General features: G+C 74.3%; 18 protein-coding genes. 13 read left to right on the top strand and 5 right to left on the bottom strand.

Annotation, left to right across the window (positions count from 1 at the left end; genetic code table 11):
• Positions 1-9 precede the first annotated feature (9 nt).
• From ACMT9T_RS02345 to cydC, 4 genes are read left to right on the top strand one after another with little or no spacing between them, the layout of a single operon-like run.
• Positions 10-1,422: a cytochrome ubiquinol oxidase subunit I gene (locus tag ACMT9T_RS02345; RefSeq protein WP_414744062.1), complete on the top strand. Its 1,413-nt coding sequence runs from the start codon at positions 10-12 to the stop codon at positions 1,420-1,422.
• 14 nt (positions 1,423-1,436) lie between these two features.
• Entirely contained in the window at positions 1,437-2,441 is a 1,005-nt protein-coding gene (gene cydB, locus ACMT9T_RS02340) for a cytochrome d ubiquinol oxidase subunit II (RefSeq protein ID WP_414744061.1), read from the top strand.
• Between the two features lie 7 nt (positions 2,442-2,448).
• On the top strand, positions 2,449-4,182 hold the full coding sequence (gene cydD, locus ACMT9T_RS02335) for a thiol reductant ABC exporter subunit CydD (protein WP_414744060.1): 1,734 nt from the start codon (positions 2,449-2,451) through the stop codon (positions 4,180-4,182).
• On the top strand, positions 4,179-5,843 hold the full coding sequence (gene cydC, locus ACMT9T_RS02330) for a thiol reductant ABC exporter subunit CydC (RefSeq protein WP_414744059.1): 1,665 nt from the start codon (positions 4,179-4,181) through the stop codon (positions 5,841-5,843). The genes cydD and cydC overlap by 4 nt, the downstream gene beginning before the upstream one ends.
• A gap of 40 nt (positions 5,844-5,883) precedes the next feature.
• Here the strand turns inward: cydC and ACMT9T_RS02325 are convergent, their stop codons facing one another.
• On the bottom strand, positions 5,884-6,702 hold the full coding sequence (locus ACMT9T_RS02325) for an aminotransferase class IV (RefSeq protein WP_414744058.1): 819 nt from the start codon (positions 6,700-6,702) through the stop codon (positions 5,884-5,886).
• 53 nt (positions 6,703-6,755) lie between these two features.
• Between ACMT9T_RS02325 and ACMT9T_RS02320 the strand changes: the two genes are divergently transcribed.
• The 5 genes from ACMT9T_RS02320 to holA all read left to right on the top strand — a co-directional run bounded on the left by ACMT9T_RS02320 (position 6,756) and on the right by holA (position 15,148).
• Entirely contained in the window at positions 6,756-8,249 is a 1,494-nt protein-coding gene (locus ACMT9T_RS02320) for an anthranilate synthase component I family protein (protein WP_414744057.1), read from the top strand.
• Between the two features lie 99 nt (positions 8,250-8,348).
• The gene (gene leuS / locus ACMT9T_RS02315; RefSeq protein WP_414744056.1) at positions 8,349-10,907 is read left to right on the top strand and encodes a leucine--tRNA ligase; all 2,559 of its coding nucleotides are present in this window, start codon (positions 8,349-8,351) and stop codon (positions 10,905-10,907) included.
• A gap of 601 nt (positions 10,908-11,508) precedes the next feature.
• A complete protein-coding gene (locus tag ACMT9T_RS02310; RefSeq protein ID WP_414744055.1) occupies positions 11,509-12,291 on the top strand; it encodes a ComEA family DNA-binding protein in 783 nt (260 codons plus the stop codon).
• A gap of 65 nt (positions 12,292-12,356) precedes the next feature.
• Positions 12,357-14,042, top strand: coding sequence for a ComEC/Rec2 family competence protein (locus tag ACMT9T_RS02305; RefSeq protein ID WP_414744054.1), 1,686 nt, complete (start codon positions 12,357-12,359; stop codon positions 14,040-14,042).
• 77 nt (positions 14,043-14,119) lie between these two features.
• A complete protein-coding gene (gene holA, locus ACMT9T_RS02300; protein WP_414744053.1) occupies positions 14,120-15,148 on the top strand; it encodes a DNA polymerase III subunit delta in 1,029 nt (342 codons plus the stop codon).
• 98 nt (positions 15,149-15,246) lie between these two features.
• Here holA and rpsT read toward each other — a convergent pair whose 3' ends face one another.
• Complete coding sequence (rpsT, locus tag ACMT9T_RS02295; RefSeq protein WP_012038238.1) at positions 15,247-15,510, bottom strand: 30S ribosomal protein S20; 264 nt, start codon at positions 15,508-15,510, stop codon at positions 15,247-15,249.
• A 135-nt stretch (positions 15,511-15,645) separates the two neighbouring features.
• Positions 15,646-16,164, bottom strand: a complete 519-nt coding sequence (locus ACMT9T_RS02290; protein WP_414744052.1) for an NUDIX hydrolase — start codon at positions 16,162-16,164, stop codon at positions 15,646-15,648.
• Positions 16,165-16,218: 54 nt separating this feature from the next.
• Here ACMT9T_RS02290 and ACMT9T_RS02285 point away from each other — a divergent pair, with 54 nt between their 5' ends.
• The 3 genes from ACMT9T_RS02285 to lepA all read left to right on the top strand — a co-directional run bounded on the left by ACMT9T_RS02285 (position 16,219) and on the right by lepA (position 20,395).
• Positions 16,219-17,481, top strand: coding sequence for an amidohydrolase (locus ACMT9T_RS02285; protein ID WP_414744051.1), 1,263 nt, complete (start codon positions 16,219-16,221; stop codon positions 17,479-17,481).
• The gene (locus ACMT9T_RS02280) at positions 17,478-18,455 is read left to right on the top strand and encodes an epimerase (protein WP_414744050.1); all 978 of its coding nucleotides are present in this window, start codon (positions 17,478-17,480) and stop codon (positions 18,453-18,455) included. Before ACMT9T_RS02285 ends, ACMT9T_RS02280 begins: the two co-directional genes overlap by 4 nt.
• Positions 18,456-18,547: 92 nt before the next feature.
• Complete coding sequence (lepA, locus tag ACMT9T_RS02275) at positions 18,548-20,395, top strand: translation elongation factor 4 (RefSeq protein WP_414744049.1); 1,848 nt, start codon at positions 18,548-18,550, stop codon at positions 20,393-20,395.
• Between the two features lie 64 nt (positions 20,396-20,459).
• Here lepA and ACMT9T_RS02270 read toward each other — a convergent pair whose 3' ends face one another.
• Positions 20,460-22,142 carry a hypothetical protein gene (locus ACMT9T_RS02270; protein WP_414744048.1) on the bottom strand — a complete coding sequence of 561 codons (1,683 nt, stop codon included), beginning with the start codon at positions 22,140-22,142 and terminating at the stop codon, positions 20,460-20,462.
• Positions 22,143-22,406: 264 nt separating this feature from the next.
• Between ACMT9T_RS02270 and ACMT9T_RS02265 the strand changes: the two genes are divergently transcribed.
• Positions 22,407-23,060, top strand: coding sequence for a DUF1990 domain-containing protein (locus tag ACMT9T_RS02265; RefSeq protein WP_414744047.1), 654 nt, complete (start codon positions 22,407-22,409; stop codon positions 23,058-23,060).
• 18 nt (positions 23,061-23,078) lie between these two features.
• Here ACMT9T_RS02265 and ACMT9T_RS02260 read toward each other — a convergent pair whose 3' ends face one another.
• Positions 23,079-23,780 carry an HAD family hydrolase gene (locus ACMT9T_RS02260; RefSeq protein WP_414744046.1) on the bottom strand — a complete coding sequence of 234 codons (702 nt, stop codon included), beginning with the start codon at positions 23,778-23,780 and terminating at the stop codon, positions 23,079-23,081.
• Positions 23,781-23,811 lie beyond the last annotated feature (31 nt).

The raw sequence follows: 23,811 nt of genomic DNA, 5'->3' as shown, positions 1-23,811 counted from the left end.
TCGCCCCGAGTGAACGAGCTCCTCGACCCGCTCGTCCTCTCCCGCTGGCAGTTCGGCCTCACGACCGTCTACCACTTCCTCTTCGTGCCGCTCACGATCGGCATGGCCTTCGTCTGCGCGCTGTACCAGACGGCGTGGGTGCGCACCGGGAAGCAGCACTACCTGCGGCTCACGCGGTTCTTCGGCCGGATCTTCCTCATCAACTTCGCGATGGGCACCGTCACCGGCATCGTGCAGGAGTTCCAGTTCGGCATGAACTGGTCGGAGTACTCCCGCTTCGTCGGCGACGTGTTCGGCGCCCCGCTCGCGCTCGAGGGGCTGCTCGCGTTCTTCCTCGAGGCGTCGTTCATCGGCGTCTGGATCTTCGGCTGGGACAAGCTGCCGAAGGGGCTGCACCTCGCGTCCATCTGGGTCGTGTCGGCGGCGTCGATCCTCTCGGCGTACTTCATCCTCGCGGCCAACGCGTTCATGCAGAACCCGGTGGGCTACCGCATCGACGAGGCCCGCGGCCGGGCCGAGCTCACCGACATCTGGGCGCTCCTCACCAACAAGGTCGCCCTCGCCGCGTTCCCGCACACGATCTTCGCGGCCTTCATGTGCGCGGCCGCCGTCATCATCTCGGTCGCCGCCTGGCACCTGTCGCGCAACCAGCACCTCGAGACGATGATGCCGGCCATGCGCTTCGGCATGTGGTTCATGGTCGTGTCGGGCGCGCTCACCATCCTCTCGGGCGACCAGCTCGGCCTCGCGATGGTGCAGACGCAGCCCATGAAGATGGCCGCGGCCGAGGCGCACTACGACACGTCCTCGGGCGCCGCCGCGTCGTTCTCGCTCTTCACCTGGGGCACGCCGGACGGGTCGAGCGAGCTGTTCTCCATCCGGATCCCGTACCTCCTCTCGTTCCTCTCCACGCACACGCTCGACGGCACGGTCCAGGGCATCAACGACCTGCAGGCGCAGTACGTCGCGAGCTACGGCCCCGGCGACTACACGCCCACCATCTGGGTCACCTACTGGGCGTTCCGCTGGATGATCGGCTTCGGCATGGCCGCCATCGGCATCGCGGTCGCGGGCCTCTGGCTCACGCGCCGGGGCCGCGCCATCACCCGGCCGTGGATGTGGAGGGTCGCCATCTGGGCGGCCCCGCTGCCGTTGCTCGCGATGACGGTCGGCTGGATCTTCACGGAGATGGGCCGCCAGCCCTGGATCGTGTTCAGCCTGCTGCAGACGTCCTCCGCGGTCTCGCCGAACGTCACCGGCATCCAGGTGCTGCTGTCGCTCGTCGCGTTCACGGTCGTCTACGGCTCGCTCGCGGTGGTGGAGTTCCGCCTCATCCTCAAGGCGGCGCAGAAGGGGCCGGATCCTGAAGCGGAGCCCGACCCCGAGACGGGCGAGCTGGTCCGGGAAGCGAGCGTGTACTGATGGAGGCACCGCTGATGGACCTCCCCACCCTCTGGTTCGGCGTCATCGCCTTCCTCTTCGTCGGCTACTTCGTGCTCGACGGCTTCGACTTCGGTGTGGGCATGAGCCTGCCGTTCCTCGCGAAGGACGACACCGACCGCCGCGTGCTCATCAACACCATCGGCCCCGTCTGGGACCTCAACGAGACGTGGCTCATCGTCGCCGGCGCCGCGCTGTTCGCGGCGTTCCCCGAGTGGTACGCCACCATGTTCAGCGGCTTCTACCTGCTGCTGCTCGCGATCCTCATCACGCTCATCCTCCGCGGGGTCTCGTTCGAGTACCGGCACCAGGGGGCCTCCGACCGGTGGCGCGGGTCCTTCGACCTGATGATCGTCGTCGGCTCGGTCGTGCCCTCGTTCCTCTGGGGCGTCGTGTTCGCGAACGTGGTGCGCGGGGTGCCGATGAACGCGAACCACGACTACACGGGATCCACGCTCGACCTGCTGAACCCGTACGCGCTGCTCGGCGGGCTCACCACGCTGTCGCTGTTCCTCGTCAACGGGCTGCAGTTCGCGGCGCTCAAGACCGACGGGCCGATCCGCGCCCGGGCCCGCCTCATGTCGATGCGGGTCGGGGCGGTGACCATCGTCATCGCCGCGGCGTTCCTGGTCTGGACCACGCTCGCGCACGGGACGGCGCTGTCGGGGCTCGTGTCCGCGCTCGCGGCGGTCGCGCTCGTGGGCTCGTATCTCGCGAACGTGCGCGGGCGGGAGCGCTGGGCGTTCGGCCTGCTGGCGGCGACCATCGCGCTCGCGGTGGCGAGCCTGTTCACGGCGCTGCACCCGTACGTCATGCCCGCGTCGAACGACCCGGCCTTCGGCCTGACGCTCGAGAACGCGTCGTCGTCGCCGTACACGCTGACGATCATGACGTGGGCCGCCGCGTTCGCGCTGCCGCTGATCCTCGCGTACCAGGCGTGGACGTACTGGGTGTTCCGGAAGCGCATCACGCGCGCCGTGATCGCCCAGGCCGCGCACTGACGCCGCCGTGAAGCCCCTCGATCCGCGGCTGCTGCGGCACTCCGCGTCCGCCCGCGCGATGCTGGCCACGGGCGCCGTCGTGGTCGTCGTGCAGACCCTCGCGCTCGTCGCCTTCTGCTGGTCGCTCACGCAGCTCGTCGTGCGGGCGATCGGCGGGGCCGACGCGGCGGAGCTCGGTCCCGTCCTCGCGCTCGTGATCGGATCCGCCGTCGTGCGCGGGGCCGCGGCGTGGCTGCTCGACGTGACGGGCGCGCGCGGTGCCGCCCGGGTCACGGCCGAGCTCCGGCGGCGCGCGCTGCGGGCCATCGCCGACCTCGGTCCCGCGTGGACCGCGGGCCGCAGCAGGGGCCGGCTCGCGACCGTCGTGGGTCCCGGGCTCGACGCGCTCGAGCCCTACTTCGCACGCTACGTGCCGCAGCTGATCCTCACGGCCCTCGCGACGCCGATCGTGGTGGCCGTGCTCCTCGCCGAGGACCTCGTCACGGGGCTCACGGTCATCGCGACGCTGCCGGTCATCCCCGTGTTCATGGTGCTCATCGGCTGGGCGACGCAGGAGGTGCAGCGGCGGCAGTGGTCCCGGCTCACGGAGCTCGCGTCCGGCTTCCTCGACGTGGTCGACGGGCTCTCGACGCTGCTCGTGTTCGGTCGCGCGCGGCGGCAGACGGCCCGCATCCGCCGTGTCACCGAGGAGTACCGCGTCGAGACGATGCGCGTGCTGCGGATCTCCTTCCTCTCCGGCTTCGTGCTCGAGCTCGCAGCCTCGCTGTCGGTCGCGCTCGTCGCGGTGTCCGTGGGGATCCGGCTCATCGGCGGCCAGCTCGACCTCGAGGTGGGGCTCTTCGTGCTGCTGCTCGCGCCGGAGGCCTTCCTGCCGATCCGCCAGGTGGGCGTGCAGTTCCACGCAGCCGCGGAGGGCGTCGCGGCCTCCGACGACGTGCTCGCGATCCTCGACGAGGCGGGATCCGCTCCCGCGCCACGGGACCGCGACGGCGCGACCGGTCCCGCGGGCGACGCCCTCGTGATCCGCGACCTCGGCGTCGCCCATGACGGGCGCCCCGTGCTGTCCGCGCTCTCGGCCCGCTTCCCGCGCGGACGCGTCACGGCCGTCACCGGGCCGAGCGGGGCCGGGAAGTCCTCGCTGGTCGCGGCGATCCTCGGGCAGCTGCCCGCCACCGGCGCCGTCGGGTGGGTCGACGACGGGGATCCCGACGCGGACCCCCGGCCCGTGCGCCCGGCGCATGTCGCGTGGGCGGGGCAGCGACCGGGGCTCGTCGCGGGCACCGTGCGCGACAACGTCGCGCTCGGCGTCGACGACCCCGACGACGCGCTCGTCCGGCGGGCGCTCGCGCTGGCCGCCGCGGACGGGATCGACCCCGACCTGCTGCTCGGCGTGGGCGGCCAGGGCCTGTCCGGCGGGCAGGCGCAGCGCGTCGCCGTGGCGCGGGCCGTGCACCGCGCGCTCGCGCTCGACTGCCCGCTCGTCCTGCTCGACGAGCCGAGCTCGGCGCTCGACGCCGCGTCCGAGCTGCGCCTCGCCGCCGGGATCCGCGCGCTCGCCGACCAGGGCCGGGCGGTCGTGGTGGTGAGCCACCGCGGGGCCCTCGTGCGCTCCGCCGACGCCGAGCTGCGGCTGGGCGGCGGTCCCTCCGCCGCTGAGGGACGGGACGAGCACGCGGATCCGGCACGCGGCCCCGCTCGCCTCGCCCCCGAGCCCGCCTGGCGCGCGCAGGTGGCGCCGTGAACCGCGACGACGTCCTCCGGCTCGCCCAGCCGCCCGTCCGCCGTGCGCTGCCCGGCCTCCTCGCCGGGCTCGCGAGCGCCGCGGGGGCCGTGGCGCTCCTCGCGACCTCGGCGTGGCTCATCACGCGCGCCTCGGAGCAGCCGCCCATCCTCTTCCTCGGCATGGCCATCGTCGGCGTGCGCGCCTTCGCGCTCGGCCGCGCGGCGTTCCGCTACCTGGAGCGCATCACGAGCCACGACGCCGCGTTCCGCGCGCTGGCGACGCTGCGCGTGGGCGTCTTCGAGCGGATCCTCCCGTTCGCGCCCGCGGGGCTCCGCGACACGCGGCGCGGCGACCTGCTGACCCGGCTCGTCGGCGACGTCGACCGCCTCCAGGACCTGCCGCTGCGCGTCGTCCAGCCGCTCGCCGTGTCGGTGCTCGTGCAGGCCGCGAGCGTCGCCGTCGTGTGGGCGGTCCTGCCGCCCGCCGGGATGGGGCTCGTCGTGGTGCTCGCGGTGTCGCTCGCGGTCGGGGTGGGCGCGACCACGGCGATCGCCGGGCGGGCGGAGACGCGGATCCAGCCGCTGCGGGCGGCGCTGCAGGACCGGGTGCTCGACCTCGTGGGCGGCCTCGACGTGCTCACGGCGTTCGGCGCGCTCGACGCGCGGCTCGCCGACGTGGACATCGCCGCCGACCGGCTCCGACGCGCGGAGCTGCGGAGCGCCGCGGCCGCCGGCGTCACGACGGGCGTCGTGCTCGCGGGCACCGGGGCGGTCGCCGGCTGGACCGTGCTGCAGGGCGTGCCGGGCCTCGCGTCCGGCGCGCTGGATCCGGCCTGGCTCGCCCTCGCGGCACTGGTGCCGCTCGCGCTGGTCGAGCAGGCGGCGTCCGTGCCGCTCGCCGTGCAGGCGTGGCGCCGCGTGCGGACGAGCGCCGAGCGCGTGGCGGGCGTCGTGCCGGCCGCGCCGCCCGCCGAGATCCCGCGCGAGGACGATGCCGACGCAGCCGCCGACGACGCCGTGCCGGTCGGCGCGTGCACGCTCGAGGTCCGCGGCCTCGTCACCCGGTGGCCGGGAGCCGGGCGCGACGCCCTCGCGCCGGTGACGCTCGCGGTGCGGCCGGGGGAGGCCGTCGTGGTGCGCGGCCCGAGCGGATCCGGCAAGTCGTCGCTGGCCGCGGCCCTGGCGCGCTTCCTCGAGTCCGAGGGCACGTACGAGCTCGACGGCCGGGACGCCCGCGCCATGCGGCCGTCGGCGGTGCGGCGGATCGTCGGCCTCTGCGAGCAGGCGCCGCACCTGTTCGACGCGAGCATCCGGCAGAACCTGCTCTTCGCGCGCGAGGAGGCGACCGACGACGAGCTCGTCGGGGTGCTCGCTCGCGTCGGGCTCGCGGACTGGGCGGCCGAGCGCGGCGGGCTCGACGCGCGCGTCGGCGACCGGGGCGCCCTCGTCTCCGGCGGCCAGGCGCAGCGCATCGCCCTCGCGCGCGCCCTGCTGGCCGACTTCCCCGTCCTCGTGCTCGACGAGCCCACGGCGAACATGGACGCGGACCGCGCCCAGGCCGTGCTCCGCGACGTCCTCGTGGCGGCGCGCGACCGCGGGCGCGGGGTGCTGCTGCTCACGCACACGGACGTGCCGGACGACCTCGTCGACCGCACGGTGGAGCTGGGGCCCGCCGCCTGACGCGCGGACGTCCGGCGCCGCGGACGCCCGGTGGTGCGCCTCAGGCCGCGGGCAGGTCCCGGCGCAGGGCCTCGAGCCGCGTGCGCCAGGCGCGCGCCCGGCCGGGCTCGGCCGCGACCGAGGGGCCGTCGATCCACCCGCGCACCAGCCGGATCCCGTGCAGCGCGCTCACCGCCCACACCTCGCGGCCGTCGAGCTCGGCGGGCGTGGCGCGCTCGTGCAGCACGTCGACGCCGAGCGCCGTGGCCAGCGCGACGATGCTGCGCTCGGTGACGCTCGGGATCCGCGGCACGTCGCCCTCCACGACCGCCAGGGCGTCGCCGTGCCACCACAGGATCGCGCTGTACGCGCCCTCGACCAGCGTGCCGTCGTCGGCGAGGATCACGGCCTCGCCCGCGCCGTGCCGGGCGGCGCGGCTCCGCAGGGCGCCGAGCGCGTGCAGGTCGGGGCCCTTGACGCGCGGCATCGTCCGCGGGTCCGGGCCGTCGTGGTCGCGGAGCACCACCGAGGTCGTCCGCTCCGGCGCGGGACGGAGGAGGAGGCGCGCGACGTCGCCGTCGGGCCCGCGCAGCGCCTCGACGCGCGGGAACCACGCGCCCTCGCGCGGGAGCGCGGCGACCGCGGCGTCGAGGAAGGCCGCCGGATCCGGCACGGCGGCGGACTGCAGCCGGAGCGAGGCGAGGAAGCGCTGGCGGTGCACGTCGAGCGCGAGCACGCGGCCGTCGTCGACGAGGAAGGAGTCGGCCGCGAGCACCCGGTGCCCGGCGGGCCACTGCTCCTCGGTCCCTCCACCGGCTGGATCCGCGTCGCCCGCCGCCCAGCCCGCGGGCGTCCACCGGAGGATCGTCTCGGAACTCATACCCTTGAGGCTAGGCGGCCGCCGGGTGCGCTCACGACACCGGGAGGCCGAGCATGCACGAGCACCCCGCGCGGGCCGCAGGTCCCGTCGTCGGCCGCCGGCTCGCCGCCTGGCACGACCCCGAGGAGGCGTTCCTGTCGTCGTACGCCCCCGCGTCCGCCGGCGACGTCGCCTGGCTCGACGACTCGGCGGGGGAGGGCTGGAGCTACCTCGCCGCGTCCGCGGGCACGGTCGCCGCGTGGCCGGACGGGGTGTTCGCCGGGCTCGCGGAGCTGGTGCCCGGTCCCGGTCCCGGTCCCGGCCATGCCGACGCCGCGGCCTCCGCCACGGACGCGCCCGCGCTCCCGGCCGGGCTCGCGTTCCGGCTCGGCGTCGTCGGGTGGATCCCGCACGACGCGTGGCCCGAGACCGTCCCGCTCCACCACGCCCCGCCGCGCGGGCCCCACGACGCCGACCCACCGGCGGTCCCGGCCGCGTTCCTCCGCGTCGATCGCCTGCTCGCCTTCGACCACGGAGCGCACGAGGTGTGGGCCGTCGCCCGCGCGGGGGATCCCTGGCCGGACCGCGTGGAGGGCGAGCTCGCGGCCGCGCGCGCCACACGTCCCGCACCGCCCGCAGATGCCCCGCCCGCCGATGCCGCCGCGGACCATGCCGGCGCCGACCCCGTCTGGCGCCACGACGACGACGCCTACCTCGCCCTCATCCGCTCCTGCCAGGAGTCCATCCGCCGGGGCGACGCGTACCAGCTCTGCCTCACGAACCAGGCGCGCGTGCCCGGCGTCGTGGATCCCGTCCGCGTGCACCTCGCGCTTCGCACCTTGAGCCCCACCCACCACGGCGCCTTCCTCCGCATGGGCGGTGCGGCGCTCGTCAGCGCATCGCCCGAGCGGTTCGTCGAGGTCGACGCCGGCGGCACGCTGCGCACGCTGCCGATCAAGGGCACCAGGCCGAGGCACGCGGATCCGGCCGCCGACGCGCGCGCCCGCGCCGAGCTCCTCGCGAGCGAGAAGGAGCGCGCGGAGAACGTGATGATCGTCGACCTCATGCGCAACGACCTCAGCCGCGTGTGCGTGCTCGGCTCCGTGCGCGTCACGAGCCTGTTCGCTGTGGAGGCGTACGCGCAGGTGCACCAGCTCGTCAGTCGCGTGGAGGGCGAGCTCGCGCCCGGCGTCTCCGCGGTCGACGCCGTCCGCGCGCTGTTCCCCGCCGGATCCATGACGGGCGCCCCGAAGTCCGCCGCCGTCGGCATCCTGGCCGCCCTCGAGCGCGGCCCGCGCGGCGTCTACGCGGGCGCGTTCGGCTGGTTCGGCGACGACGGCCGCGCCGACCTCGCCATGGTGATCCGCTCCGTCGTCGTCGCGGACGGCCACGCCACGGTGGGGGCGGGCGGCGGCATCACGGCGCTCTCGGTCCCGGAGGAGGAGCTCGAGGAGGTGCGCGTGAAGGCGGCGCCGCTCCTCGCCGCCGTCCGGGCGGGTCGCGCGCACACTCCGGCCGCTCCCGAGGGCCGCCGTCCGCCCCTCCCCAGGTCGCCCCACGGCGCGTGATGCGCCCCCGCGACGGCCGTTCGGGAGCGGCCCGGCGCGTTCACTAGTCTTGTCGAGGCCTTCACGGCCGTGACCCCCCGCATCGAATCGAGAGCGCCCTTGGCACACGAGACCCCCGACACCCCCGGCGACACCTACGACTTCCGCGCCATCGAGGCCGAGTGGTCCGAGGTGTGGGAGCGCGAGCAGCCGTTCCGCACGCCCGACGCGAGCGACACGCGACCGCGCAAGTACATCCTCGACATGTTCCCGTACCCCTCGGGCGACCTGCACATGGGCCACGCGGAGGCGTTCGCGCTCGGCGACGCGGTCGCGCGCTACTGGCGTCAGCAGGGCTTCAACGTCCTGCACCCCATCGGCTGGGACTCGTTCGGCCTGCCCGCGGAGAACGCGGCCATCAAGCGCGGGGTCGACCCCCGCGAGTGGACCTACGCGAACATCGACACCCAGAAGCAGTCGATGAAGCGCTACGGCCTCTCCTTCGACTGGGAGCGCGAGCTCCACACGAGCGACCCCGAGTACTACACGTGGAACCAGTGGCTGTTCCTCAAGATGCACGAGAAGGGCCTCGCGTACCGCAAGGACAGCTGGGTCAACTGGGACCCGGTGGACCAGACCGTGCTCGCCAACGAGCAGGTGCTGCCCGACGGCACGTCCGACCGGTCGGGCGCGATGGTCGTCAAGAAGAAGCTCACGCAGTGGTACCTGCGCATCACCGACTACGCCGACCGCCTCGTCGACGACCTCAACCAGCTCGAGGGCAAGTGGCCGTCCAAGGTGCTGAACATGCAGCGTAACTGGATCGGCCGCTCCGTCGGCGCCGAGGTCGACTTCGTGGTCGAGGGGCGCGACGAGCCCGTCACGGTCTTCACCACGCGTCCGGACACGCTGCACGGCGCCACGTTCATGGTCGTCGCGCCCGACAGCGACCTCGCGGCGGAGCTCGTCGAGGGCGCGTCCGAGGAGGTCAGGGAGCAGTTCCGCGGCTACCTCGAGCGCACGCAGCGCCTCAACGAGATCGAGCGCTCCACGACCGACCGCCCGAAGACCGGCATCCCGCTCGGCCGCACGGCCGTCAACCCGGTCAACGGCGAGCGGATCCCCATCTGGGCCGCCGACTACGTGCTCGCCGACTACGGCACGGGCGCGGTCATGGCCGTCCCCGCGCACGACCAGCGCGACCTCGACTTCGCGCGCGCCTTCGACCTGCCGGTGCGCGTCGTGGTCGACACCACCCAGCCCGTCACGGGCGCCATCCGCATCATCCCCGAGGACGGCGAGCTGCCCGACCTCGAGGAGGTCCTGCCCGGCCGCACGGGCGTGGCCCTGCCCGGCGAGGGCCGTCTCATCAACTCGGGGTCGCTCAACGGCCTGAGCAAGCAGCCCGCCATCAAGCGCGTCATCGAGCAGCTCGAGGCGGAGGGGCGCGGCCGCGCGGCGAAGAACTACCGCCTGCGCGACTGGCTCATCTCGCGCCAGCGCTTCTGGGGCACGCCCATCCCCATCGTCTACGACGCCGAGGGTCGCGAGATCCGCGTGCCGGAGGATCAGCTGCCCGTGCGGCTGCCCGACACCGAGGGCCTCGACCTCACGCCCAAGGGCAAGTCGCCGCTCGCCGCCGCCACGGAGTGGGCGAACGTGCCGAGCCCCGTGGACGGCAGCCCGGCCACGCGCGACCCCGACACCATGGACACGTTCATGGACAGCTCCTGGTACTGGCTGCGCTTCCTGTCGCCGAACGACGCCACGAAGGCGTTCGACCCGGCCGACGCCGACCGCTGGGCGCCCATCGACCAGTACGTCGGCGGCGTCGAGCACGCGATCCTGCACCTGCTCTACTCGCGCTTCATCACCAAGGTCCTGTTCGACCTCGGCTACGTCACCTTCACCGAGCCCTTCAGCGCGCTGCTGAACCAGGGCATGGTGCTCTCCGGCGGCAGCAAGATGTCGAAGAGCAAGGGCGGGGTCGACCTCGGCTCGGAGATGGACCGCCACGGCGTCGACGCGATCCGCCTGACCATGGCGTTCGCCGGCCCGCCGGAGGACGACATCGACTGGGAGGACGTCTCCCCGTCCGGATCCGCGAAGTTCCTGGCCCGCGCCTGGCGCCTCACGGGCGACATCACGAGCGCGCCCGAGGTCGAGTGGAAGACGGGGGACGAGGCGCTCCGCCGCGTCACGCACCGCTTCCTCGCCGAGGCCCCCGGCATGCTCGAGGCGTTCAAGTTCAACGTCGTGATCGCGCGCACCATGGAGCTCGTCAACGCCATCCGCAAGACCATCGACCAGGGCCCCGGCGGCGGCGATGCGGCGGTGCGCGAGGCCACGGAGGTCGTCGCGGTCGCGCTGAGCCTGTTCGCGCCGTACACGGCCGAGGACATGTGGAAGCGCCTCGGCTACACCGGATCCGTCGCGTACGCCGGCTGGCGCAAGGCCGACCGGAACCTGCTCGTCGTGAACACCGTCACCGCGGTCGTGCAGGTCGACGGCAAGGTGCGCGACAAGCTCGAGGTCGACGCGCGCATCGGAGCCGACGAGCTCGAGGCCCTCGCGCGCGAGACGCCGGGAGCGAAGCGCTCCACGGCGGGCCGCACCATCGACAAGGTCATCGTCCGCGCGCCGAAGATCGTGAGCATCACCACCACGCCCGCCTCCTAGCGGGCGGGTCGCGCCGCGGCGCGCGGAGACGAGGGCGGTCCGGCGACGGGCCGCCCTCGCTCCATCCCAGGGTCCCTCCGCGGCGGTGATCCCCAGACCTCTTCCGGCGGATCCGCGGCCGGGACGCGCGACCTACCGTGCGGACATGCGTCCCCTCCGCCGATCCCGTAGCCGACCCGCCGACGTCGAGGCGGAGGGGTGGGGGCCTTCTGCGTGCGTCGATCCCGCGGGAACGGCCGGCGGCGTCGGGTCGGACGCGGACGACGCGCACCGCCGGCAAGCGACGGACGGCCCTTCCTCGGGCGATCCGTTCCCGCCGCAGGAGCGGTTCCCGCCCGACGAGCGGTTCCCGTCGGACGAGCGGTTCCCATCGAACGAGCGGTTCCCGCCCGAGGAGCGGTTCCCGTCTGACGAGGGGTTCCCGCCCGAGGAGCTGTCCTCCATCGAGGCGAGCGACGGGGTGTCCGCGCCCGGATCCTCCCGGGGCCGCCCGCGTGGCGGGAGCTCAGCAGGTGCCGCCGGGCGTGGCCGCGTGGCGGGACCATCGCCCGGGGCGGGAGCCGCCTCGGAGCACGGCCGTCCACCCACGGCGCCGGCTCCGATGCCGCTGCCCGGTCAGCGCGTGCGCCTCCGCGTCGGCATCGGGGCGGCGGCCGCGCTGGTCGGCGCGGCGCTCGTCATCACGATCCTCGTGACCGCGATCCAGGCAGCCGAGGGCGGCGCGACGGGGTCCGCCTCCACCTCGGGATCGACCGCGGCGGCGCATGGAACGCCGGCATCGCCGGATCGCACCACGCGCTCGTCCGCCGCCGACGACGACGCTCCGGCCGGCGCATCGGCAGGTGGCCGCGGGGACGCGACCGGATCGGATCCGGACCCCGCCGCCGTCGCCGTCGGCTCCGGGGAGGGCGACGCGGGCGACCAGCCCGGCGGCGGATCGCGGACCCCCATCTACGTGCACGTCGTCGGGGCCGTCGTGTCCCCGGGGCTGTTCCCGCTCGCGCCGGGCAGTCGCGTCGTCGACGCCCTCACCGCCGCGCACGGCTTCGCGGACGGCGCGGATCCCGCCGGCGTGAACCTCGCGCGGGTGCTCACCGACGGCGAGCAGCTCGTCGTCCCGCGACAGGGGGAGGCGGCCGCGCCGTCCGCGTCGGGCTCGGCTGGAGGATCCCCGACGGGGGCGAGCCCGTCGACGCCGGTGGACCTGAACACGGCCACCGCCGAGCAGCTCGAGACGCTCCCGCGCGTCGGCCCGTCGCTCGCGGCCCGCATCATCGCGTGGCGGTCCGCGCACGGGCGCTTCACGCGGGTGGCCGATCTCGGTCGCGTCCCCGGCATCGGCGACCGGACCCTGGCCTCGCTCACGCCGCTGGTGCGCGTGTGAGGCCGCCGACACCGCGCGAACGCCGAGGCCGGGTCGCCGGGAGCGGGCCGGGCGGCCGCGCGCCGATGCGCCCCCGTCGCGGCGCATCCGGGCCGCTCGACCTCCGGCTCGCGATCCCGGCCGGTGTCGGCTGGGCCGCGACCGCGGCCGCCGTGGGCATGCGCGGTGCGACGGCGACGCTGGCGCTCGTGTCCGCGGCGGTCGCCGTCGGAGCCGTCGCGACCGCCCTCGTCAGCGCCGCCCGCTCGCGCGCCGCCCGGAGGGACTCCTCACCCGGCCGCATCCGCCCCGTCGCGGTCCGGGTCGTCGCCGCCGTCGCGGTCGCGGCCGGGGTCTCCGCCCTGCTCCTCGGCGCGGCGGCGGCCCGGGAGCCGCTGCGCCACCCCGCCGTGCTCGACGCCGCGGCCGCAGCCGACGGGATGGTGGTCGCCGACGTCGTCCTCGACGAGCCGCCCGCGCCGGTCGCGTCCCGCGCGGGCGGCGGATCCGGCGCCGCCGGCGCTCGCGTGCGGCTCGTCGGCCGACTCACGGCGCTCCACGTGGGACAGGACGCGCACGGTCCCGCGACGGACGGCACGGTCGTCCTCCGCGCGCCGGTACCCGTCGTCGTCTTCGCGAGCCGAGCGGGATCCGAGCCGGACGGATCCGGGAGCGGGCACCTCGGCGTCGGCACCGTCGTGCGGCTGAGCGCGGCCGTGCGCCCCGCGGATCCGGCCGACCGCGCGGCGTACCTGCTGGTCGCCCGGGGCGCCCTCGAGCCGACGGCGCCTGCCTCCGGGCCGCTCGCGGCCGCCGACGACCTCCGCGCCGGCCTGTCGCGCGCGTCGGCCCTCCTACCCGGTCCGGGTGCGGAGCTCCTCCCGGGCCTGGCGATCGGCGACGTGTCGGCGGTCGCGCCCGCCCTCGCGCAGACGATGAAGGACAGCTCGCTCACGCACCTCACCGCGGTGTCCGGCGCGAACTGCGCGGTCATCGTGGGGCTGGTCCTCGCGCTGTCCGCCGCGATCGGCCTCCGTCGCCCGGGTCGCGCCGTCGCAGCCCTCGCCGCCCTCGGGGCGTTCGTGGTGCTGGTGACCCCCCAGCCCAGCGTGCGACGCGCCGCCGTCATGGCCGCCGTGCTGATCCTCTCCACCGCGAGCGGTCGCCCCGCCCGCGGGCTGCCCGCCCTGTCGCTCGCCGTCATCGTGCTGCTCGCGGGCGATCCCTGGCTCGCCCGCGACCTCGGGTTCGCGCTGAGCGTGCTGGCCACCGCCGGGCTGCTGGTCCTCGCGCCGCCCGTCGCCGAGCGCCTGTCGCGGCGCATGCCGCGCCGGCTCGCCGAGGCGCTAGCCATACCCGTCGCGGCGCAGGTCGCCTGCCAGCCGGTCCTGCTCGTGCTGCAGCCCGGCCTGCCCGTCCACGGCGTGCTCGCCAACGTGCTGGCCGAGCCGGCCGCCGCCCCCGCGACCATCGGCGGACTCGTGGCGTGCGTGCTCCTGCCCGTCTGGCCCGCGGCGGGCGGTCTGGCGCTGCGGCTGGCCTGGCTGCCGGCCTCGTGGATCGCCGCGGTCGCCTCGGTGCTGTCCCGCCTCCCGTGGGGCCGCGTCCCCTGGCCGACCGGGCCCGGGGGAGTCGTCGCCCTCGTCGTGGCCACGGCGCTGGTCGTCGCCGTGGTCGCGCTCGGCCGTGCGCCGCAGGCCGGTCGGTCACCCGCCGGGCTCCCGCGCCCGTCGCCCCTCCCGAGGACGGCCGATGTCCCACCCGACGGCTAACCTGGATCCGCCCGACACCGGGCTCCCGCGCCCCACATGCGCACCCGCACCCGCACGCCCCGCCCGGAAGGACCCGCATGGCGACCAGGACCTCCCGCGGCACCGCGACCAAGTCGTCGGCCGCCATCCCGCAGCTCGCGTGGGACGCCGTGCGACCCGCGCCCATCGTCCTCGTCTCCGGCACCGAGGCGCTCCTCGCCGACCGCGCGATGCGGCGCCTCCGCGACATCCTCACGGCCGAGGACCCGAGCATCGAGGTCTCCGACATCGAGGCCGACTCCTACGCGCCCGGCGAGCTCATCACGCTGGCGAGCCCGTCGCTGTTCGCGGAGCCGCGGCTCATCCGCGTCGTCAACGTGGAGAAGTGCTCCGACCAGTTCCTGCTCGACGCGGTCGCCTATCTCGACTCCCCGGCTGACGACACCTACGTCGTCCTCCGGCACGCCGGGGGAGTGCGCGGCAAGAAGCTCCTCGACGCCGTGCGCGCGGGCACCGGCGGCGGCATCGAGATCGTGTGCGCGGAGCTGAAGAAGGACAGCGAGAAGCACGACTTCGCGGTCGCCGAGTTCCGCGCCGCGAAGCGGTCGATCACCCCGGGCGCCGTGCGCCAGCTCGTCGCCGCCTTCCAGGACGACGTGAGCGAGCTCGCGTCCGCCTGCCAGCAGCTCATCTCGGACACGGCGCACGAGATCACCGAGGTCACCGTCGACCAGTACTACGGCGGCCGCGTCGAGATCAACGCGTTCGCGGTCGCGGACTCCGCCATCGCGGGCCGCAGCGGCGAGGCGCTCGTGCTGCTCCGCCACGCGCTCACCTCGGGCGCCGACCCGGTGCCGCTCATCGCCGCGTTCGCCATGAAGATCCGCACGATGGCGAAGGTGTCGGGCGTCTCCGGCGCCTCGGGCCAGCTCGCGTCGAAGCTCGGCATGGCGCCGTGGCAGGTCGACCGGGCCCGCCGCGACCTGCAGCTCTGGGACGACGCGGGACTCGGCCGCGCCATCGAGGCCCTCGCGGAGGCCGACGCGCAGGTCAAGGGCGGCGGGCGCGACGCGGTCTACTCGCTCGAGCGCATGGTCCGCACGGTCGCGTCACGCGGCCGCGACTGACGCCCAAGCGCGCACGGCTCCTCGTCATCCCTGCCGCTCCCGGACATGACGAAGGGCCCCGCGCAGCGCGCGGGGCCCTTCGTCCTCACCAGGGGAGATCAGCCGATCTTGGCGACCTGCTTGGCGATCGCGCCCTTGCGGTTCGCGGCCTGGTTCTTGTGGATGACGCCCTTGCTGGCGGCCTTGTCGAGCTTCTTGCCGGCGAGGCTGACGGCCTTGACGGCCGCGTCCTTGTCGCCCGCCGTGATGGCGGTCTTGACGGAGCGGATCGCCGTCTTCAGCTCGCTCTTGACGGCCTTGTTGCGCTCCTGGGCCTTCTTGTTGGTGCCGATGCGCTTGATCTGCGACTTGATGTTTGCCACGTGTTATGTCTTCCGTTCGAGTTTTCGTCGTATGAGTTGCCGCTCAGCGAGAGAGGGCGCCTGCGGCGATACCGCGTGATCGGGGAGGATCACACGCAAGCCAACAGGCGACGATACCAGGTCCAGGCCGGGAAATCAGGCCGTAGCGCCCCGCGCGTCGCGGTCGTGCTGCGGGACCTCCTCGCCGGGGCGCACGAAGCGCGTCTCCGGCTCGTCGTCGACGGCGTCCCGGATGCGCGACAGGAAGTCGGCGGACATGTCCGGCAGCGCGTCCACGGGCCACCACGCGACCTCGAGCGACTCGTCGTCGTTCACGCGCGCCTCGCCGGAGACGTACCGGCAGCGGAAGGTCAGGTCGAGGTAGCTGGCACGGTCGCCGTTCGGGTAGGTGATCTCGCCGGTGGTGCCGACGGCGACCAGCCGCTCGACCTCGACGTCCACGCCGGTCTCCTCCTCGGCCTCGCGCCACGCGCCGACGGCCGGCTCCTCGCCGGGCTCGAGGATCCCCGAGACGGGCGCCCACCCGCCGGTGTCGCCCCGCCGCACGAGGAGCACGCGGGGGCCGTCGAGGATCACCGCGGTGACGCCCGAGAGCCAGAGGGGAGCGGTGCCGACCCGCTCGCGGAGGGAGACGATGAAGTCGGGGATGCCCATGCCGCGAGCCTACCGACGGCCGTCGGCCGCTCCCCGCCGTCCTAGGCTCGGATCATGGCCCATCCCGCAGATCCCACCGCGCCCGTCCGCGCCTCCGCCTCCTCCGTCACCGCCATCGTCGGGGGGCACGTCGTCCCCGTCGACGGCTCGCCCATCCCCGGCGGCACCGTGCTCCTCCGCGACGGCCTCGTGGCCGCGGTCGGCGCGGGCGACGGCGTCGAGGTGCCCGAGGGCGCGACCGTCATCGACGCCACGGGCCGCTGGGTCCTCCCCGGCTTCGTCGAGGCGCACGGCCACGTCGGCATCCACGAGGAGGCCAACGGGCCCGCGGGGAACGACACCAACGAGATGACCGACCCCGACATGAGCTCGGTGCGCGCGATCGACGCCATCGACATCGACGACGAGGGCTTCCGCGACGCGCTCAAGGGCGGCGTCACGACCATCGTCGTGAAGCCCGGCTCGGGCAACCCGATCGGCGGCCAGTCCGTGGCCATCAAGTCGTGGGGCGGCCGCACCATCGACGAGCAGCTCGTCAGCGACTCCGTGAGCGTGAAGAGCGCGCTCGGCGAGAACCCGAAGCGCGTGTACGGCGCCAAGGACCGCACGCCGTCGACCCGCCTCGGCGTCGCCATGGTGATCCGCCGGGCCTTCCGCGACGCGGAGGACTACCGCGCCGCCCGCGACCACGCCGACAAGGAGGGCAAGCCCTTCTCCCGCGACCTCGGCAAGGAGACGCTCGTGCGCGTCCTCGACGGCGAGCTCGCCTGGGACCAGCACACGCACCGTCACGACGACATCGCCACCGCGATCCGCCTCGCCGACGAGTTCGGCTACCGCCTCGTCGTCAACCACGGCACCGAGGGCGACAAGATCGCGGACGTGCTCGCCGAGCGCGGGATCCCCGTGATCTTCGGGCCCATGATCACCTCGCGCTCGAAGGTCGAGCTCCGCGACCGCGCCGTCGCGAACCTCGCGGCCCTGCACCGCGCGGGCGTCCTCGTGGCCATCACGACCGACGCGCCCGTCGTGCCGATCGACTTCCTGGTGCACCAGGCGTCCTTCGCGGTGAAGGACGGCCTGCCCGCCGACGTCGCGCTCCGCGCCATCACCGCGAACCCGGCCGCGATCCTCCGCCTCGACCACCGCGTCGGCGCGCTCACCCCGGGCCTCGACGCCGACGTCGTGATCTGGTCGGGCGACCCGCTCGACGTGCAGTCGCGCGCCGAGCACGTCATCATCGGCGGGAGCACGGTCTACACGTGGGCCGACGGCCAGGGCACCACGGTCGAGCGCCGCACGCGCTTCGGCGCATGAGCGGCGCACCGGGGCCGTCCGCCCCGCGCACCGCGGTCGTCGCGGGCGCGTCCGGCTTCATCGGGCAGGTGCTCATGAGGGAGCTCGCCGAGGAGGGCTACCGCGTGCGCACCATCGGCCGCTCGGGCGCCGACGCGCGCTGGGGCGACGCCGAGGGGATCCGCCGCCTCCTCGACGGCGCCGACCTGCTCGTCAACCTCGCGGGCAAGAGCGTGAACTGCCGGTACGGCGTCGCGAACCGCCGGGAGATCCTGCGCTCGCGCACGGAGACGACGGCCGAGCTCGGGCGTGCCGTCCAGGACAGCGCGCGTCCCGTCCCCGTGTGGATCAACGCCTCCACCGCCACCGTCTACCGCCACGCGACCGACCGTCCGCAGACCGAGTCGACGGGCGAGCTCGGCGAGGACTTCTCGCCCTCCGTGGGCCGCGCCTGGGAGCGCGCGTTCTTCGCGCCGGACCTGCCGTCGACGCGCCGCGTGGCGCTCCGCATCGCGATCGTGCTCGGCCGCGACGGCGCGCTGCAGCCGCTGCTCGGCCTCGCCCGCTTCGGCCTCGGCGGGCCGCAGCTCGACGGGCGCTTCCCGGGTCGTCCGTCGCGGATCCGCGCGGGCGCCCACCACGTGTTCCAGCCGACCCACGGCCGCCAGGTCTTCAGCTGGCTGCACATCGACGACCTCGTCGGCATCATCCGCTTCGTGCGCGACACCCCGTCGCTCGAGGGGCCGGTCAACGCGTCGAGCCCCGCGCCCGTCACGAACCGACGGCTGATGAAGGTGCTCCGCCGGGCCGTCGGCATGCCCGTCGGGCTCGCGGCGAACCGGTGGATGCTCGAGGTCGGCATGTGGCTCTTCCGCACGGAGCCGGAGCTCGTCCTCAAGAGCCGCTGGGTCGTCCCGGAGACGCTCGAGGCGGCCGGCTACCGGTTCCGCTGGCCGGAGCTCGACGCGGCCGTCGCCGACATCGTCCGCCGCTGACGGCTCGCCCGCGCCCACGGCGGGGCCGGTCCGCGCGCCCCGCCGTGGGATGATCGTTGTTCCCGCCCCACCCGCTCGACCTTGAGGAACGCGTGAGCCCCCTAGCAACGAAGGCCCTCCGGCCCGCCGCGACCGACCCCGCGTCCATCCGCAACTTCTGCATCATCGCCCACATCGACCACGGCAAGTCCACGTTGGCCGACCGCATGCTGCAGCTGACGGGCGTCGTCGAGTCGCGGGCCATGCGCGCCCAGTACCTCGACCGCATGGACATCGAGCGCGAGCGCGGCATCACCATCAAGAGCCAGGCCGTCCGCATGCCGTGGGAGCTCGACGGGAAGACCTACGCGCTCAACATGATCGACACCCCGGGCCACGTCGACTTCTCCTACGAGGTCTCCCGCTCGCTCGCCGCGTGCGAGGGCGCGATCCTCCTCGTGGACGCCGCGCAGGGCATCGAGGCGCAGACGCTCGCGAACCTCTACCTCGCGCTCGAGAACGACCTGACGATCATCCCGGTGCTCAACAAGATCGACCTGCCGGCCGCCGACCCCGACAAGTACGCGGCCGAGCTCGCGTCCCTCATCGGCGGTGACCCGGCCGACGTGCTCCGCGTCTCCGGCAAGACGGGCGCCGGGGTCGAGGAGCTGCTGGACCGCGTCTCCCGCACCATCCCCGCGCCCGTCGGCGACCCCGACGCCGCCGCGCGCGCCATGATCTTCGACTCGGTCTACGACGCCTACCGCGGCGTGGTCACCTACGTCCGCATGATCGACGGCAAGCTGAGCCCGCGCGAGAAGATCGCGATGATGTCGACGCGCGCCACCCACGAGATCCTCGAGATCGGCGTCAGCTCGCCCGAGCCCACGCCCTCCGACGGCCTGGGCGTGGGCGAGGTCGGCTACCTCATCACGGGCGTGAAGGACGTGCGCCAGTCGAAGGTCGGCGACACCGTCACGACCGCAGCCCGGCCCGCGACCGAGGCGCTGCCGGGATACACCGAGCCGCTGCCCATGGTCTTCTCGGGGCTCTACCCGATCGACGGATCCGACTACCCCGACCTCCGCGACGCCCTCGACAAGCTGAAGCTCTCCGACGCCGCGCTCGTCTACGAGCCCGAGACCTCGGTCGCGCTGGGCTTCGGCTTCCGCTGCGGGTTCCTCGGGCTGCTGCACCTCGAGATCATCACCGAGCGCCTCTCGCGCGAGTTCGGCCTCGACCTCATCACCACCGCCCCGTCGGTGATCTACGAGGTCACGAGCGAGGACAAGAGGACCGTCACCGTGACCAACCCGAGCGAGTTCCCGGGCGGCAAGATCGTCAGCGTCTCCGAGCCCGTGGTGAAGGCGGCGATCCTCGCGCCCAAGGACTACGTCGGCACGATCATGGAGCTGTGCCAGTCGCGGCGCGGGATCCTGCTCGGCATGGAGTACCTGGGCGAGGACCGAGTGGAGATCCGCTACACGATGCCGCTCGGCGAGATCGTGTTCGACTTCTTCGACAACCTCAAGAGCAAGACGGCCGGCTACGCGTCGCTCGACTACGAGCCCGCCGGCTCGCAGGACTCCGACCTCGTGAAGGTCGACATCCTGCTGCAGGGCGAGCAGGTCGACGCCTTCAGCGCCATCGTGCACCGCGACAAGGCCTACGCGTACGGCGTGCTCATGACGGGCCGCCTCCGCGAGCTCATCCCGCGCCAGCAGTTCGAGGTCCCGATCCAGGCGGCCATCGGTGCCCGGATCATCGCCCGAGAGTCCATCCGCGCCATGCGGAAGGACGTGCTCGCCAAGTGCTACGGCGGCGACATCACCCGCAAGCGCAAGCTGCTCGAGAAGCAGAAGGAGGGCAAGAAGCGCATGAAGATGGTCGGCCGCGTCGAGGTCCCCCAGGAGGCGTTCATCGCCGCGCTCTCGGGCGACACGGAGAAGAAGGCCAAGTAGCCACCTCCCGCACGCACGACGCGCCCCCTGCCTCGAGAGGCAGGGGGCGCGTCGCGTGTCGGGCTCAGCGGGCGTGGCCGCTCCGGCGCCGTCGGACGGCGGGGACCACGAGGAGCGCGAGCCCGGCGGCGAGGAGGGATCCGGTGAGCGCGATCAGCGGCACGGGGTCCGTGCCCGTCATCGGCAGCGTCGTGCGGTGGGAGACCGCCACGGCGGTGCCGCCGGTGAGCGAGAACGCGACGGCGGGGGAGGCCGCGGAGCGGATGTACCGCTCGCTGCGCTCGTACGGCAGGAGGTGCGAGCCGACGGCCGAGACGGTCCAGCTCCCCGAGGGGATGTCCGCGATGACGGACCAGGTGCCGTCGCGGCGGACCACGGCGGACAGCTCCCGGGAGGAGGCCCCCCGCGTCAGGGTGAGGATGACGCGCGAGCCCGCGGTGCCGGTGCCGGCGAGCTGGACCCGCCCCTCGACCCGTGCCTCCGGGGTCGGCGTCGTGATGACCGGTGCCGCTGGCGCGATCGTGAGGACCGGCCGCTCCTCGTTCGACGGCCCGATCCCGTGCTGACCCTGCTCCACGAGCACGACCCATATCCCGACGGGGACGGTCGCGGTGACGCTCCACGTGCCATCTGCCCGGACCGAGGTCTCGGCGATGGGGAAGATGCCCGAGTCGCTGGGATAGCGGCGGTCGCCCTCGGCGTAGAGCAGCACGGTGAGGCCCGTGGAGGGCTCGCCCGTGCCGGAGAACGTCGTCTCGCCCTCGACCTGGCTGTCGCCCTCGCGCGGGGACAGGAGCACCGGACGCACGGCCTCGGCCGCGCGGGTCACCGTGACGGCGACGGGTGCGGTGGGCGCGGACTCGATGTACCGCTCCTCGCGCTCGTACGGCAGCGGGTGGGATGCGACGGCGGTCACGGAGTACGAGCCCACGGGCAGGAGGGCCTCGGTGGACCAGGTGCCGTCGGCGCGGACCGGGATGGTGAGCTCGAGGGGCTCGTCGTCGGTCCCGTCGACCGTGACGACGACCCGGGAGCCCGCGGCCCCGGTGCCGGCGAGGCGCAGACGGCCGTCCACCCCCGTGTCCGGCGCGGGGCTGGTGATGACCGGGGCAGCCGGGCGGATCGTGAAGGCCACGTTGCCCTCCGTCGACGTGGCCTGCTCGCCGAGCGACTGGTCCGCCTTGAACGCCCAGAAGCCGACGGGCACGGTCGCGGTGGTGCTCCAGCGGCCGTCGGCGCCGACGGCTGCGGAGTACTGCAGGAAGTCGGCGTTGTCACCTGCACCGCCGCGAAGGCCCGCCGCGAACACCGAGATGTAGATGGTGGCGCCGGAGACGCCCGTGCCGGAGAACGTCGTGGTGCCCTCGACCTGCGCGTCGCCCTCGGCGGGGGTCAGCAGCACGGGAGCGGGCAGGGCCGCGGGCTCCGCGGATGCCGCGGGTGCCGCGGGTGCCGGCGCGGACGGCGCGGACGGCGTCGCGGTCGGCGCGGCGGTGGGCGCCGGCGCCTCCGGCGTCGCGTCGGCCTGGTCCGCGGGAGCCTCCGTGCCGGCCGCGGGGGTCGCCGTGCTTGCCGTCGGGGTCGCCGTGTCCGCGGCATCCGGGACGGAGACCGCGACGGGGACGGCCGCAGCGTCCGCGTCCGTCGCGGCGTGGGCGGGCAGGCCGCCCGCCACGAGGACGGCGGACAGGGCCGTCGCGGTGACGGCGGTGAGCAGGGGGCGGATGGGACGGACGCGGGTGCGCATGGCTTCCTCGGAGTCGGAGGCGGAGTACCGATGGAGCGCGGAGTGCCGGTCAGGCCGTTCCGTGCATCGGATTGCTGCCACCGTATCGGCGCGACGGAGCCCGGGAATCGCATTCTGATCACGGATTCATCACGGGGCGGGATCTCATCCGCGAGGCATCCCGCGGGGATGAGGGACGGGATCCGGAGGAGGGATGACAGGGGGACCGCCGACGTGCTAGGCGCCCGCGGTCCGCATGCAGGCGCACGCCCTAGGCTTGACGTCATGCGCCGCAGCACCTACACCGCGACCGCCGTCACGTACGGCTCCGTCGGCGGCACCCAGGCCGTCGACCTCATGACCTACCCGCCCGAGGGCTACCGTCCCGCCGAGGCGAGCGCCCGGCTCGGCAGCGGCGACGAGCGCTTCGAGCAGGCCGTCGCCCTCCTCATGACCTGGGGCGTCCAGCGCGGGAGCGGGATCGAGGTCACGCGCATCGAGCAGGAGGTCCCGGACGAGCCCGGCTACCAGGGCCTCGAGTTCGACGAGGACGGCGTGCCGCAGGTGCCCGTCGCGCGTCCGCGGGAGGCGCTGTACGGCGACGACGGGACCGCGTGGATCACGTCGGGCACCTCGGCCGTGCTGCGCATGCCCTTCGGCCCGTTCCATCCCGAGGCGCCCGTGCGCGTCGTCTACACGATCGACGAGGCCGACCGCGTGGGGTTCGCCTACGGCACCGTGCACGGCCACCCGTTGAGCGGCGAGGAGGCGTTCCTCGTCTCCCGCGAGCCCGACGGCAGCGTGTGGCTCACCCTCCGCGTCTTCTCCCGGCCCGCCTCGTGGCCGCTGCGGCTCGCGAGCCCCGTGCTGCGGATCGTGCAGGGCGTCTTCATGCGCCGGTACCTCAAGTCGCTGCACCCCGCGGTCGCGTCCTCCTGATCGGGGGACGCGGGCGGGTCAGCGCCCGACGAGCCCGTCGAGGTAGGCCATGACCTCGTCGTGGCCGGACGCCAGGTCCGGCACGACGACCGCGGCGTGCGCCTCCGGCTCGCGGAGCTGCGCGACGTCGTAGGCACCCGTGGCGACCGCGACGAACGGGAAGCCGGCCGCCTCCGCCGCGACGCCGTCCGCCGGGGTGTCGCCGATGATCACGACGGGCGCACCCGCGAGCGACTCCGCCGCGCGGCGCGTGAGGTCGCTCCGGATCCGCGCCTCGTGCCCGAAGAACGACGCGTCCCAGTCGAACAGGTCGACGTCGAGGCCCGCTCCGTCGAGCTTGTAGCGGGCGCGGAGCGGCGAGTTGCCCGTGAGGAGCGCGTTCACCCAGCCGCGTCCGGCCACGTCGGCGACGAGCCGCGGGACGCCGACGGGCACCTCGCGTCGCCCGGCGCCGTAGTGCTCGACGCGCGACATGCCCTCGAGCTGCTCGCGCACCGCGGAGTGCAGCGACTCCGGGAGCCCGTAGAGGTCGAGCGTCTCCCAGATGATCTGGCCGTCCGTCTTCCCGTGCGCGTGCACGGTGCGGTCCTCGAGCGCCTCGCCTGCCGCGAGCTCGATCGCCCGGTGGTACATGCCCCCCGCGCGCGGGCCGTTGAGCAGGAGCGTGCCGTCGACGTCCCAGAGGACGTGGAGGGGTCGGGGATCTGTGGCGTCGGTCATGCCCCCATCCTGGCGGAGCCCCGTCGGCCGC

Source organism: Clavibacter vidaverae (assembly GCF_047529985.1).
Lineage (GTDB): Bacteria > Actinomycetota > Actinomycetes > Actinomycetales > Microbacteriaceae > Clavibacter > Clavibacter nebraskensis_A.
This window is presented reverse-complemented; position numbering and strand designations above follow the sequence as displayed.

Bases quoted from the DNA above. Each gene is read 5' to 3' on its own strand.
- ACMT9T_RS02280 (WP_414744050.1), top strand. From the start codon at position 17,478: ATGAGCGGCGCACCGGGGCCGTCCGCCCCGCGCACCGCGGTCGTCGCG.
- ACMT9T_RS02320 (WP_414744057.1), top strand. From the start codon at position 6,756: ATGCACGAGCACCCCGCGCGGGCCGCAGGTCCCGTCGTCGGCCGCCGG.
- ACMT9T_RS02325 (WP_414744058.1), bottom strand. From the start codon at position 6,702: ATGAGTTCCGAGACGATCCTCCGGTGGACGCCCGCGGGCTGGGCGGCG.
- ACMT9T_RS02260 (WP_414744046.1), bottom strand. From the start codon at position 23,780: ATGACCGACGCCACAGATCCCCGACCCCTCCACGTCCTCTGGGACGTC.
- ACMT9T_RS02270 (WP_414744048.1), bottom strand. From the start codon at position 22,142: ATGCGCACCCGCGTCCGTCCCATCCGCCCCCTGCTCACCGCCGTCACC.
- ACMT9T_RS02285 (WP_414744051.1), top strand. From the start codon at position 16,219: ATGGCCCATCCCGCAGATCCCACCGCGCCCGTCCGCGCCTCCGCCTCC.
- ACMT9T_RS02310 (WP_414744055.1), top strand. From the start codon at position 11,509: ATGCCGCTGCCCGGTCAGCGCGTGCGCCTCCGCGTCGGCATCGGGGCG.
- cydB (WP_414744061.1), top strand. From the start codon at position 1,437: ATGGACCTCCCCACCCTCTGGTTCGGCGTCATCGCCTTCCTCTTCGTC.
- holA (WP_414744053.1), top strand. From the start codon at position 14,120: ATGGCGACCAGGACCTCCCGCGGCACCGCGACCAAGTCGTCGGCCGCC.
- ACMT9T_RS02265 (WP_414744047.1), top strand. From the start codon at position 22,407: ATGCGCCGCAGCACCTACACCGCGACCGCCGTCACGTACGGCTCCGTC.
- ACMT9T_RS02290 (WP_414744052.1), bottom strand. From the start codon at position 16,164: ATGGGCATCCCCGACTTCATCGTCTCCCTCCGCGAGCGGGTCGGCACC.
- ACMT9T_RS02305 (WP_414744054.1), top strand. From the start codon at position 12,357: ATGCGCCCCCGTCGCGGCGCATCCGGGCCGCTCGACCTCCGGCTCGCG.